The following is a 12,295-nucleotide window of genomic DNA, read 5'->3' as shown; positions in this document are numbered from 1 at the left end:
TATTCTTCACAAAAAATTGTTATACTAAGCTTGTCAAAAGGAGATAGGGTTACACAATAATTTCTTTTGAACGTTCTTTCTTAATTAATATCGCAGCCAGAAGGCCTCGTCCTGTGACGGGGTCTTTTGGTATGAAGAAACAGGCAGATGAAGAATTCTTCTGTACGATACCTTATTTTTGTGATATAATAAAAAGCAGAAACTGGTTTAGAAAGGATTTTTGTGTAAAATGAACGAAAAAACTTTGTGGGAAATGTATACGCCGGAGGATCTGGCGCAATTGGAACGTGTAACAGACTGGTATAAGGATTGTCTTGATCAGGGAAAGACGGAACGGGAATGTGTCGCTCTGTCGGTGACTATGGCAGAGGAGAAGGGCTATGTGGCTTTGGAAAAGGCTATAGAGGAAGGCCGGACCCTCAGACCGGGAGATAAGGTTTATGCTGCTTATAACGATAAAACAATCGTTCTCTATCATATAGGTGAGGAAGATTTGACGAAGGGAATGAACATTCTGGGCGCGCATATTGACTCGCCTCGTATTGATATCAAGCAGGTGCCTCTCTATGAGAGCGGCGGTTTTGCCTATTTAGATACCCATTACTACGGCGGTATCAAAAAGTATCAGTGGGTGACGATTCCTTTAGCCCTTCACGGCGTTATCGTCAGAAAGGACGGCAGCAAGGTTAACATCTGTATCGGTGAGGACGAGAAGGATCCGGTATTTACTATTACGGATATTCTGGTTCATCTGTCCAGAAAACAGATGGAGAAGAAGGCAGGAGAAGTTATCGAGGGAGAAAATTTGGATCTTCTCATCGGAAGTAAGCCGCTTCCTGACGCAGAGAAGGACGCGGTAAAGGCCGGCGTGATGAAATTGATTGCAGATACATATCAGATTGAAGAAGAAGACTTCCTGTCAGCAGAGCTGGAGATCGTGCCTGCAGGCAAGGCGAGAGATTTAGGCATAGACCGCAGTATGATTTTAGGCTATGGCCACGATGACAGAATCTGTGCGTTTACTTCTTTGCTGGCTATGCTTGAAATGGAAGAAACGCCGAAGCGGACTTCCTGCTGTATTCTGGTAGATAAAGAAGAAATCGGCAGCTACGGCGCCAGCGGTATGCAATCTCGTTTCTTCGAGAACATGACGGCAGAGGTATTGGCTCTGTGCGGACATGGAACGGACTTGGCAGTACGCAGATGTCTTGCATCCTCAAAGATGCTGTCTTCCGATGTGGACGCAGCCTTCGATCCGTTGTACGCCGACGTATTTGAAACGAAGAATACCGCTTATTTTGGCAAGGGACCTGTCTTCTGTAAATACACCGGTTCCGGCGGAAAAGGAAGCTCCAGCGACGCTAATGCCGAATACATGGCGGCTATTAGAAAGATAATGGCAGATAATCATGTGATGTTCCAGACTTCAGAGCTGGGCAGAGTGGATGCAGGCGGCGGCGGAACTATCGCGTGGATTCTTGCTAATTACGGAATGGAAGTTATAGACTGCGGCCTTGCGCTGCTGTGTATGCACGCGCCGATGGAAGCCGCCAGCAAAGCGGACATTTACGAAGCCGTCAGATGCTATAAAGCGTTCCTGAAGGATATGCAGTAGTTACTCTTAAAGTTGCTATCCGGCATGATATTAGAGCTTTTAACAAAGAAATTCCGTCAGGACATTCTTTAGTAATGCTGAGATTTCGGCGTGAGAAATTGTGACTACATAATATAACCAGAAAGGCTGCCCATCTGCCGCTGTGATGCAGGGCGGCCTTTTGTAGTTTGGAAAAAAGAAAGAACTTCTGCGACCCGGCCCTGATATGAGGCTTACGTCTGCAACAGGTTGAATCATGTCATGCAAAAAGGATGTCCCGAAAGAAGACATCCTTTTTACGATAAAGCTTAAAGTTTTATAGGGGTTTATTTGTATGCTTCCATCATTTTTTCAAATGCTGGTAAGCTTCTCCTAATCATGTCATTGGATACGCAATAGGACAGGCGCATATAACCTGGGCAGTCAAAGCCTTCGCCTGGAACTACTAACAGGTTGTGGTCAAGCTTAGCCTTTTCGCAGAATGCCATACCGTCACCGTTCGGAACTTCTACGAACAGATAGAACGCTCCATCCGGTTTCGCGCATCTGTAACCCATCTTAGTCAGGGAATCGTACAGAAGGGTGCGGTTCTCATCATAAGCCTTCAAGTCTGGCATTTCATCAACACAGCGCTGAATTACCATCTGCGGCAGAGTCGGCGCACAAACGTGACCGTTAGCACGGGCAGCGCCAGCAATAGCATTGAACAGTTCGCCGGCATTATCGCACTGGTCAGGTACACATACATAACCGATACGTTCGCCTGGGAGAGATAAGCTCTTGGACCAGGAATAGCAAATAATGGTATTCTTATATACAGTTGGGATGAAGGTAACTTCAACGCCTCCATATACCAGTTCTCTGTAAGGTTCATCTGCGATGATGTAGATCGGGTGACCGAATTCTTCACCTTTTTTAGTCAGCAGAGCGGCCAGCGCTTCCAAAGTTTCTTTTGTATATACAACACCGGAAGGGTTGTTTGGCGAGTTGATGATGATAGCCTGCGTATGCGTAGTGATCAGTTCTTCAACTTTTGCCAGGTCGATCTGGAAGTGTTCTCTGTCAGCAGGAACTACTACCAGATTAGCTCCATTTTTGTTAACGAATGGACGGTACTCAGGGAAGAAAGGAGCAACTGCCATAATTTCTGCCTGTGCGTCGACTGCAAGAGCTTTGATTACAGAAATCAGACCAGGAGCAGCACCACAGGTTACAAACAGGTTAGATGCTTTGATATCAGTACCGAACCGCTTGTTCAGATTAGCTGCGATGGCTTCACGGGTTTCGTCGAAACCGCCGGCCATAGAATAGCCGTGAACTTTAATGGAATCCGTATCGTCCAAAATATCTTTGATGGACTGCTGAACTTTTGCAGGCGCAGGAATACTTGGATTTCCCAAGGTGTAGTCAAAAACGTTTTCCGATCCTACGATCTTTGCCTGCTGCAGGCCATAGGCGAACAATTCGCGGATAATGGAAGGTTGGCTTCCCAGTTCGTACATGGTTTGATTAAACATTCTCATTCCTCCTAAATGTTTCTCATTAAAAGCGGCAACAAATTTACGTAACGACAATATTTTCTACATATATTTTACTACAAATCCTTGACATATGAAAAATAGTTTATTATTATACATATATAAAAGTTTTTAATACTTGCGAGGAGTATAATGGACACTAATAAAATCGATGTATTATTAAAGGCCGTAGAAAACGGCAGTTTGTTGACAACAGCCGGACAATTGGGCTATACACAGGCAGGACTGACGCATATGATGAAGTCCTTAGAGACTGAACTGGGTATTACGCTGTTAGTCCGCGGTAAGTTTGGTATTCGCCTGACGGAGGAAGGACAGCGGCTTCTTCCGCTTTTTGAGAATTTGGTCAGCGCCAATGAAAAAATTATTCGAGAAGCAGAACTGATTCGGCAGCAAAATAATTCTGTCATTCGTCTGGCAGCGGTTGCCAGCGTCATTCGTACGTGGCTTCCTGATGTGATCTCAGCTTTTCAGAAACAGCATCCGGAGTATGCCTTTGAACTGAAAGAGGGTGACTTCAGCATTTATAAGTGGTTTGATCAGGGAAGAGTGGATCTCTGTATTACCTGCAATATCCTGAATCGCCGTGACTTTGAGCCTTTGATGACGGACGAGTTTTTTGCCTGTCTGCCGCCGGATTATCCTATTGGTGAAAACGAGGTATTTCCGATCAAACGATTTGAAGACGAATCATACATATCGGCGACTTGCGGAGAGGATTATGATATCCAGGAGCTGTTGGATGAATACGATGTTCATCCAAAGAAGCAGAATACCCGCGTAGACGACGCAAGCGTTATATCTATGGTATCCAAAGGGCTGGGCGTCAGTTTGATTCCGAAGCTGGTACTGGACAGCAGCCGGGCTGATATAAAGGCGGTTCCATTAGACATGCCGTGTACCAGACGTATTGGCATCATTCATGGAAAGTCAAAAGATATGTCTCCGGGGATGAAATTGTTTATCAAATTTTTGAAACAGTGGTTTCAAAACGATTAGCCGGAGTTGGGAAATTTGAGAAATTGTTTGACACTGTTATATGAATGTGGTATGATAATGGTGCACGATTTATTAGATGAGAAGGCAGAAGAGTGGGCAAAACCCACTCTTTCAGTTTTGTTTGGGCCAATTTGTGCTTGGAAAAAGTAGAAGGTTGGCCGGAAAGGCGGTTATGGCAAAGAGAAAGATAACAGAATTGATCGGTGAGATCTCGGAAAAGTTTCTGGCTGAAAATGAGCTGGAGCTGTATAACGTGGAATTTGTTAAGGAAGGCAGAGACTGGTTTCTGAGGGTCTACATCGATACGCTGCGACAGGCAGAGGACGGTCAGGACTGCTATGTAAGTACCGACGACTGTGAGAAGGTTAGTCATTATCTGAGTGAAGAACTCGACAGACTGGATCCTATCGAGCAGAATTACTATCTGGAAGTTTCCTCACCCGGTATGGACCGGCAGCTTGTGACAGAACGTCATTATGAAAAGTATAAGGGAAGACTGGTAGAGGTGAAACTGTATAAAGGCGTTGACGGGCAAAAGGTTTTCGAGGGTATCCTGCAGGGTATCGCGGACGGCAGCGTCGTAATTAAAACTGAAGACGGACAAGAGATGATGTTCCCACTGGACCAGGTTGCAAAAACAAATCTGGCAGTGGTTTTCTAAGGAGGTTTAAGAACAAATGAACAGAGAATTTATCGATGCGATAGATGAGCTGGAAAGAGAGAAACACATATCGAAGGACATTTTGATTGAAGCGATTGAATCCGCGTTGGTATCCGCCTATAAAAAGAATTATGGTACGTCCCAGAACGTCAGAGTAGACGTTGACAGGGAGACTGGAGATATCGCGGTCTTGATGAAAAAGGATATTGTAGAAGAAGTCTTTGACGATATGATCGAGATGTCTTTGGAAGAAGCACAGGAAATAGATCCCCGTTACGAAATAGGCGACGCTATTGAATTTTCTGTAACGCCGAGAGATTTTGGACGTATCGCCGCGCAGACGGCTAAGCAGGTAGTTGTACAGAGAATCAGAGAGGCCGAAAGAGGCATGATCTTTGACGATTTTATTACACGTCAGGGTGAAATCGTTACAGGCGTTGTGCAGAGAAAGAGTGGCGAGACGCTCTTTGTCAATATGGGAAAAGCAGAAGGCATTCTTTCAGCGGGAGAGCAAGTGCCCGGCGAATCTTTTGATGTCAATGAGCGTCTGAAGGTTTTCATTATGGATGTTAAGAAAACGACAAAGGGGCCTCAGGTTTTTCTTTCCAGGTCTCATCCGGGTCTGGTTAAAAGATTATTTGAACTGGAGGTGCCGGAGATTGAGGACGGTGTTGTGGAGATCAAAGGAATTGCCAGAGAAGCAGGATCCCGTACGAAAATCGCAGTTTATACCGAAGATCCTAATGTGGATCCCGTGGGCGCCTGCGTAGGCGCCAGAGGCAGCCGCGTACAGAATATCGTGGATGAACTGGGCGGTGAAAAGATTGATATCATCACATGGAGCGAAGATCCGCAGGAATTGATTAAGAGCGTATTGAGTCCTGCGAAGGTGGAGCAGGTTATTCCAAGTGAGGATGAGAAGTCGGCGGTAGTCATCGTACCAGATTATCAGTTGTCTCTGGCTATCGGAAAAGAGGGTCAGAACGTGCGTCTGGCAGCAAAGGTCAGCGGATGGAAAATTGATATTAAGAGTCATACTCAGTATGAGCAGGCCATGGAAACCCTGGAATCCGTGGAATCTCAGTATGATGATGAGGATGAGATCTTTGAAATCGAAGAAGTTTAAAATACCTATGCGGCGATGCATCGGATGCATGGAATCAAAGCCGAAACAGGAACTCTACCGAATTGCTTTTTATGAAGGACAGCTGTCGGCTGACCTGACGGGCAAGGCTAAAGGCAGGGGCGTGTATCTGTGTCATGATCCGCAGTGCTTTTTGAAAGCAAAGAAAAAAAGAGCTTTCCAGCGAAACTTCGAAAGCAATATTGCTGAGGCTGATATTGATCGTGTTTACGAGGAACTGACAGCCGCGGAGGTGCGCAGATGACCAGGGATAAGGTATACAGCTATCTGGGATTTGCAGCAAAGTCCAGAAATCTGATTACCGGGTATAACACCTGCAGCATGATGATGGAAAGAAAAAAGGTGAAATTGTTGCTTTTGACCACGGATTTAGCAGAAAATACAGTAGAAAAAATGCTGCGGCAATGCAGCAGAAATAAGATAAAATATCGGATTTTCGGTGAAAGTGAGGTCTTGTCTCATGCGGTGGGACAGAGCGGAAAAGGAATTTTCGGCATTACAGACGGACACTTTGCGGAAATCATTTGCAAGGAGATTGACCTGATTCAATCAGAAAGGGAGGTGTTAGAATGACTAAAAAAACAGATGAACTGGCAAAGGAAACCAAGATCGTAAAGGCTGAACCGAAGAAAAAGCAGTCTGCAGGTCAGGAAGAACCAAGAGTAACAGTCAAAGCGGCTGTCCGACCAGGACTTTCTAATCGTCCGAAACCACCGGTAGGTAAGCCGGTAGTAGATACAGAATATTTGGCTAATAAGCATAAACCACCAGTAGGAAAACCGGTTGTCAATAAAGCCGAACTGGAGGGGCGCAGTAAGAAAGCGCCGGAGGGAACGCCTCTGCCGAAGACTGAACCGAAACCGGAGGTTAAGCCGGCTGAGGTTGAAAAAACTAAGAAGGAAGAAATTAAGGAAGAAGTGAAGAAGCCAGAAGTGAAGGCTGCTCCTGAAAAAACTATGGAAAAGGCTGAGAAGCCTGCTGACGCGGTAACAAAACCTGCCGAAAAAGGCGAGGAAAGGAAAGCTGATAAGCCGGAACGTAGACGTACCGAGGGACGTTCAGAAGGCCGTGGTGATCATCGAAATGAAAGAAGTAGCCGTGGCGGCGATAATGAGAGAAATCATCGCGGAACCCGCGGCGACAGACCGTCTGCAGGAAGAAACGACCGCCGCGATGATAAAGGCGGCCGTAATGCCAGCGGTAGAAATGATCGTGGAGGAAGAAATGATCGCGGCGGAAATGGAGGCGCGAGAGGCGAGCGCAGAGACGGCTCCAGAAATGATAGGACTCCGCAGGGCGGACAGCGTAAAGAACGTCCGCAGCTGGATAAGATGGAGACAAAGCCATCAAGAAGGGATGAACCTTCCAGCAAGAAAAAACACGAGAAGGAAAAAAATAAGTTTGAAAAGCTGGAGAGAAGATCTCTGGAAAAACAGACTAGGAAAAAGCATAATAAGCCAAAGCCACAGGTGATTGAAACAGAAATTGAAGAAGAAGTATTGCCAGAAGGTACGATTGTTCTCAATGTACCTATTACGGTTGCAGGTTTCTGTGAGCAGACAGAGGTTTCAACATCTAAGGTCATCATGACATTGATGAAGCTGGGCATTATGGCGAATATCAACCAAAACATTGATGAAGATACCTGTATGGTTCTGGCGGAAGATCTGGGCATCAGTGTCGCTATCGGAAAAGTGGAAGAAGAAGCAGTGGAAGAAGGTCTGGAGCTCTTTGAGGACAGCGAGGATGATCTGAAAGCCAGACCGCCGATCATTACCGTAATGGGTCACGTTGACCATGGTAAGACATCACTGCTTGACGCCATCAGAAAGACTAATGTTACAGCGTCCGAATCCGGCGGTATTACCCAGCATATCGGCGCATCTGAAGTCAGAATTAACGGACAGAAGATCGTATTCCTGGATACGCCGGGACACGAAGCGTTTACGGCAATGCGTGCCAGAGGCGCCCATGTAACGGATATTGCCGTATTGGTTGTAGCTGCTGATGACAGCGTAAAACCGCAGACGGTAGAATCCATCAGTCATGCTAAGGCTGCAGGTGTTCCGATTATCGTCGCTATCAATAAGATGGATAAACCTGGCGCAAACCCTGATCGAGTAAAGCAGGATTTGACAGAGCACGGTATTCTGGTAGAAGATTGGGGCGGCGACGTCATCAGCGTTCCGGTATCCGCAAAGAGCGGCGAGGGAATTGTAAACTTGCTGGAAATGATTTTACTGCAGGCAGAAATGATGGAATTGCGTGCAAATCCAAATCGACTTGCAATGGGTTCCGTGATCGAAGCAAGATTGGATAAGTCTAAGGGTCCGGTGGCGACGCTGCTTGTTACCAACGGTACGCTGCAGAGCGGACAGAGCGTTGTTGCGGGCACCTGCTCCGGCAGAATCCGTCTTATGACTGATCACAAAGGAAAGACAATTAAAAAGGCTGGTCCTGCTACGGCAGTAGAGATTTTGGGTTTGACCGATGTACCACAGGCCGGAGACGAGTTTAATGCTGTAAAGGATGACAAGGTCGCGAGAGAAATTGCTGAACACAGAAAAGAAAAGCTTAGAGAAGAAGTGCTGGCCAGAAACGCAAGCACTACCTTGGAAAAGCTGTTCAGTCAGATTCAGGAGGGCGAAGTCAAGGAACTGAACTTGATTATTAAGGGCGACGTACAGGGCTCTGTCGGCGCGCTGGTAGCTTCTCTTGAAAAACTGAATAATGAAAATGTAAAGGTAAACATCATTCATACCGGTGTAGGTACGGTGACAGAATCTGACGTTATGCTGGCAGGCACTGCTGGCGCGATTATTATCGGATTTAACGTCAGACCGAGTACGGCGGTACAGACCATGGCAGACAGAGAAAATATCCAGATCAGAACATACAGAGTTATTTACGATGTAATCGATGATGTGGAAAATGCTATGAAGGGTATGCTGGATCCGGAATTTAAAGAAGAAATTCTGGGCAAGGTAGAGATCAGAACTACGTTTAAAGTGCCAGGCGTCGGTATCATCGGCGGCGCGTATGTACAGGAAGGAAAAGCGGTCAGAAACGCTGAGGTCCGGTTAGTACGCGACGGCATCGTAATTCATGAAGGAAAGATTTCGTCTCTGAAGAGATTCAAGGATGACGCGAAAGAAGTCGCTTCTGGTTATGAATGCGGTATCGGTATTGAAAATTACAATGATATCAAAGAAGGAGATATCATCGAATGCTTCCACATGGTAGAAATCGAGCGGAAGTAAAGAGGATAGGCTATGGTATTTTATTTTTCAGCTACAGGAAATTCAAAATATATCGCCGAAAAAGCTGCCGCGGAATTTGGCCTGGAAACAGTAAATATTTCGCAGGCCCTGCGGCAGAAAAGATTCAGCTATCAAACAGGCAGCAGAGAAAAAGTAATCTTTGTCCTGCCCGTGTATTTCTGGGGATTGCCGGCGCCGGTTCTGGACTTTCTCAGGGAGATGGACTTTGACAGCGTATCAAAGCCTGAAATTTGTGTCATACTAACCTGTGGAGCTTCTGCTGGAGCCAGCGGACGCATGTTTGAGAAAGCTGTTGAGAACAAGAACTGTTACTTCAAGGCGGCTTATACCATCGTTATGCCGGATAATTTTGTGCTGATGCTAAAGATTCCTAATCCAGAAGCACAGGTAATGCTGCTGAGGAAAGCGGAAAAGACTATGGAGGAAATCTTTGACTCCATCCGATTTCATTACCGAAAAGGCTATCAGGCAGGTATTGGCGCGCGTCTGGGAACAAAGATAGCTTATCAGGCATACAAGCACATGCGGAGCACTCGTAAATTTTGGGTACAGGATACGTGCATCGGCTGCGGCCTTTGTCAGACTGTATGTCCGGCAGACGCGATTGCAATGGAGGAAGGAAGGCCGATTTGGCAAAAGTCCCATTGCGCCTGGTGTACGGCCTGTATTAACCGATGCCCGGCAGCAGCTATTCAGTATGGAAAAAAGTCGGAGAAAAAAGGCCGTTACGTGCATCCGAGTTTGAAGTAACGGAAAGGAAAGAGAATGGGAAAAGGATATAGACAGGGCCGTCTCGGCGAGGAAATACGCAAAATTGTCAGCGAAATGATTTTGCGAGAGTTGAAAGATCCGAGATTGTCGGAAAATATGGTCAGCCTGTCAGATGTAGACGTTACCTCTGATGGCAGTTACGCTACTTGCTATGTAACAGTTTTGGCCATAGGCAAAGATGAAGAAGCAAAGAAAAAGGCTGAGGAGGATGTGTTAGCAGGTCTCCGAAGCGCCAAAGGTATGCTGAAAAAGGAAATTGGTAGGCAGATTAAATTACGCCATGTGCCGGAGTTGATTTTTAAAATCGACAGCTCTATGGAATATGGAAGACATATTTCGGAAGTAATTAAAGAGTTAGGTATAGAAGAAGATGATAAATAATACGTTTGAAGAAATAGGAAAGGCTCTGTCTGCCGGTCACAAGATTCTGCTGTTTCCCCATATCAATGCAGACGGGGACGCAGTTGGTTCTTGCATCGCATTGTGCAGGGCTTTGCGGCAGGCAGGTAAGGAGTGCTGGATTCTGATAGAAGACAGGATTCCGGGGAATTTGCAGTTTTTGGATGATGATTACTGCACATTGGATCAGGATATTTTAGGAAAACCTGATATATCTGTCTGCGTAGACTGCAGCGATATGAGTAGACTTCATGACCGGGGCAAACGGTTTTTGACGGCTGGGACTACTGTATGTATAGATCATCACCTGACGGCCGATCGTTTTTGTGATTTGAATTATATTGACAGCAATGCCGCGGCCACAGGTGAACTGATATATAAGCTGCTGCTGGCATGCGGCGTACAGCTTGATAAGGAAATAGGAGAGGCGCTGTTTACCGCTATTGTTACAGATACAGGGCGGTTTCAGTACAAAAACACCAGTAAGCAGACCCATGAGATCGCCGCTGCGCTTTATGATACTGGTATTGACGCAGGATATATTTGTACAGAGATATACGAATCCATGAGGATGGAAAAGCTGATGATTCGAAACAAGGCTCTAAATACATTATCCACCGTGGCCGGCGGTAAAGCTGTAATCGCGTATGTCACACAGGAAATGTTATCTGAAACCGGCGCGTTTATGGATGAAACCGACGGAGTAGTAGAAGAACTCCGCAGCATCAAGGGCGTTGAGGCTGCTGCCTTTTTGAAAGAATCTCAGGATGGAAAAATCAAAGTCAGCTTTCGTTCTAAGCAATCTTTGGATGTGGCGGAAATAGCCGAATCCTTTGGCGGCGGAGGACATATTCGGGCGGCGGGATGTACGCTTGCGTGCGGTCTGTCTGACGCGTATGATCAGATCAAGGAACGGTTAACAGCCTGTTTGGGGAGAGTATGATAACAGAAGGAATACTTAATATAAACAAGCCGCAAAATATGACTTCACACGATGTGGTCAGTGTGATAAGAAGAACGCTGAGCATCAGGAGGGTAGGCCACACAGGAACGCTGGATCCAATGGCTACAGGTGTGCTTCCTGTATGCGTAGGAAAAAGTACCCGGATTATGGAGTATCTCGATATGGACCTGAAGACATATGTATGCTCTATGGTTTTGGGGATACAGACTGATACGCAGGATATTTGGGGCAAGATTGTAGACCGCGGACCGGTTGATGTTACAAATGAAGATATACATAGGGCTTTTGCCGGATTTGACGGGGTAATTGATCAGAAGCCGCCGATGTATTCCGCGCTGAAGGTGGATGGAAAGCGACTCTATGAGTATGCCAGAGAAGGAAAGACTGTGGATGTAAAAACCAGAAAGGTTTTTCTGAAGGATTTGCAGATTCTTGACATTTCTAAGGGTTTTGAGGGACTGCCGCAGATAACCTTTTCTGTAACCTGTTCCAAGGGGACGTATATCAGGACGATCTGTCAGGACGTAGGAATAGCTTTAGGAACCTATGGAACGATGACACAGCTTCAGCGAATCGCAAGCGGTGTTTTTCATGCAGAGAAAGCAGTGGAGCTGGATATCCTTAGCAATATGGAAATGCATGAGATTGAAAAGCTGCTGGTACCTTCATGGTATCCTCTCTGCGCCTTTGGACGCATTGTATGCGGCGAGGAGGCGGGACTGAGGTTTGCGTCCGGGTGGCATTTACCTCTGAATCAATGTAGAATAGAGAGAAAGCCTCTCTATGAGGAAAGTGATTTTGTTCTGCCTATGCGGGAAGAATTTAGACATGCATATTGTGTTTTTTGCGAAATAAATGGCCGGGAAGAATTTTTAGGCGTGGCTTTTTATAATTACCAGTATAGAAAGCTGGTAGCTGATAAAGTTTTTTTTACGAGGTGATCG

12 protein-coding genes are annotated in these 12,295 nt (G+C 46.0%); 11 read left to right on the top strand and 1 reads right to left on the bottom strand.

All coding sequences use genetic code 11. The features are described 5' to 3' along the window. Positions 1-229: 229 nt before the first annotated feature. On the top strand, positions 230-1,615 hold the full coding sequence (locus tag ACPW7J_RS09215) for an aminopeptidase (RefSeq protein ID WP_425755060.1): 1,386 nt from the start codon (positions 230-232) through the stop codon (positions 1,613-1,615). A 305-nt stretch (positions 1,616-1,920) separates the two neighbouring features. Here the strand turns inward: ACPW7J_RS09215 and ACPW7J_RS09210 are convergent, their stop codons facing one another. Next, the gene (locus ACPW7J_RS09210) at positions 1,921-3,111 is read right to left on the bottom strand and encodes a pyridoxal phosphate-dependent aminotransferase (RefSeq protein ID WP_425755059.1); all 1,191 of its coding nucleotides are present in this window, start codon (positions 3,109-3,111) and stop codon (positions 1,921-1,923) included. Between the two features lie 153 nt (positions 3,112-3,264). On the opposite strand from ACPW7J_RS09210, the gene ACPW7J_RS09205 reads away from it, so the two are divergent. The 10 genes from ACPW7J_RS09205 to truB all read left to right on the top strand — a co-directional run bounded on the left by ACPW7J_RS09205 (position 3,265) and on the right by truB (position 12,292). Continuing rightward, positions 3,265-4,131: a LysR family transcriptional regulator gene (locus tag ACPW7J_RS09205; protein WP_425755058.1), complete on the top strand. Its 867-nt coding sequence runs from the start codon at positions 3,265-3,267 to the stop codon at positions 4,129-4,131. Between the two features lie 172 nt (positions 4,132-4,303). After that, positions 4,304-4,792: a ribosome maturation factor RimP gene (rimP, locus tag ACPW7J_RS09200; protein WP_161875084.1), complete on the top strand. Its 489-nt coding sequence runs from the start codon at positions 4,304-4,306 to the stop codon at positions 4,790-4,792. Between the two features lie 16 nt (positions 4,793-4,808). Then, a complete protein-coding gene (gene nusA, locus ACPW7J_RS09195) occupies positions 4,809-5,918 on the top strand; it encodes a transcription termination factor NusA (protein WP_161875085.1) in 1,110 nt (369 codons plus the stop codon). Beyond that, a complete protein-coding gene (gene rnpM / locus ACPW7J_RS09190) occupies positions 5,899-6,180 on the top strand; it encodes an RNase P modulator RnpM (RefSeq protein ID WP_424959716.1) in 282 nt (93 codons plus the stop codon). The genes nusA and rnpM overlap by 20 nt, the downstream gene beginning before the upstream one ends. Beyond that, entirely contained in the window at positions 6,177-6,509 is a 333-nt protein-coding gene (locus ACPW7J_RS09185) for a ribosomal L7Ae/L30e/S12e/Gadd45 family protein (protein WP_161875086.1), read from the top strand. Before rnpM ends, ACPW7J_RS09185 begins: the two co-directional genes overlap by 4 nt. After that, positions 6,506-9,196, top strand: a complete 2,691-nt coding sequence (gene infB / locus ACPW7J_RS09180) for a translation initiation factor IF-2 (protein ID WP_161875087.1) — start codon at positions 6,506-6,508, stop codon at positions 9,194-9,196. Before ACPW7J_RS09185 ends, infB begins: the two co-directional genes overlap by 4 nt. Before the next feature lie 12 nt (positions 9,197-9,208). Next, a complete protein-coding gene (locus ACPW7J_RS09175; protein ID WP_161875088.1) occupies positions 9,209-9,967 on the top strand; it encodes an EFR1 family ferrodoxin in 759 nt (252 codons plus the stop codon). Between the two features lie 15 nt (positions 9,968-9,982). Next, positions 9,983-10,369 (top strand): 30S ribosome-binding factor RbfA, encoded by a 387-nt coding sequence (rbfA, locus tag ACPW7J_RS09170; RefSeq protein ID WP_161875089.1) that lies wholly within the window; start codon positions 9,983-9,985, stop codon positions 10,367-10,369. Further along, positions 10,359-11,330, top strand: a complete 972-nt coding sequence (locus ACPW7J_RS09165) for a DHH family phosphoesterase (protein WP_425755057.1) — start codon at positions 10,359-10,361, stop codon at positions 11,328-11,330. Before rbfA ends, ACPW7J_RS09165 begins: the two co-directional genes overlap by 11 nt. Further along, positions 11,327-12,292, top strand: coding sequence for a tRNA pseudouridine(55) synthase TruB (truB, locus tag ACPW7J_RS09160; RefSeq protein ID WP_425755056.1), 966 nt, complete (start codon positions 11,327-11,329; stop codon positions 12,290-12,292). The genes ACPW7J_RS09165 and truB overlap by 4 nt, the downstream gene beginning before the upstream one ends. Positions 12,293-12,295 lie beyond the last annotated feature (3 nt).

The organism is Ihubacter sp. rT4E-8 (assembly GCF_049852125.1).
GTDB lineage: Bacteria > Bacillota > Clostridia > Peptostreptococcales > Anaerovoracaceae > Senimuribacter.
This window is presented reverse-complemented; position numbering and strand designations above follow the sequence as displayed.

Bases quoted from the DNA above. Each gene is read 5' to 3' on its own strand.
- ACPW7J_RS09215 (WP_425755060.1), top strand. From the start codon at position 230: ATGAACGAAAAAACTTTGTGGGAAATGTATACGCCGGAGGATCTGGCG.
- ACPW7J_RS09210 (WP_425755059.1), bottom strand. From the start codon at position 3,111: ATGTTTAATCAAACCATGTACGAACTGGGAAGCCAACCTTCCATTATC.
- ACPW7J_RS09205 (WP_425755058.1), top strand. From the start codon at position 3,265: ATGGACACTAATAAAATCGATGTATTATTAAAGGCCGTAGAAAACGGC.
- rimP (WP_161875084.1), top strand. From the start codon at position 4,304: ATGGCAAAGAGAAAGATAACAGAATTGATCGGTGAGATCTCGGAAAAG.
- nusA (WP_161875085.1), top strand. From the start codon at position 4,809: ATGAACAGAGAATTTATCGATGCGATAGATGAGCTGGAAAGAGAGAAA.
- ACPW7J_RS09185 (WP_161875086.1), top strand. From the start codon at position 6,177: ATGACCAGGGATAAGGTATACAGCTATCTGGGATTTGCAGCAAAGTCC.
- infB (WP_161875087.1), top strand. From the start codon at position 6,506: ATGACTAAAAAAACAGATGAACTGGCAAAGGAAACCAAGATCGTAAAG.
- ACPW7J_RS09175 (WP_161875088.1), top strand. From the start codon at position 9,209: ATGGTATTTTATTTTTCAGCTACAGGAAATTCAAAATATATCGCCGAA.
- rbfA (WP_161875089.1), top strand. From the start codon at position 9,983: ATGGGAAAAGGATATAGACAGGGCCGTCTCGGCGAGGAAATACGCAAA.
- ACPW7J_RS09165 (WP_425755057.1), top strand. From the start codon at position 10,359: ATGATAAATAATACGTTTGAAGAAATAGGAAAGGCTCTGTCTGCCGGT.
- truB (WP_425755056.1), top strand. From the start codon at position 11,327: ATGATAACAGAAGGAATACTTAATATAAACAAGCCGCAAAATATGACT.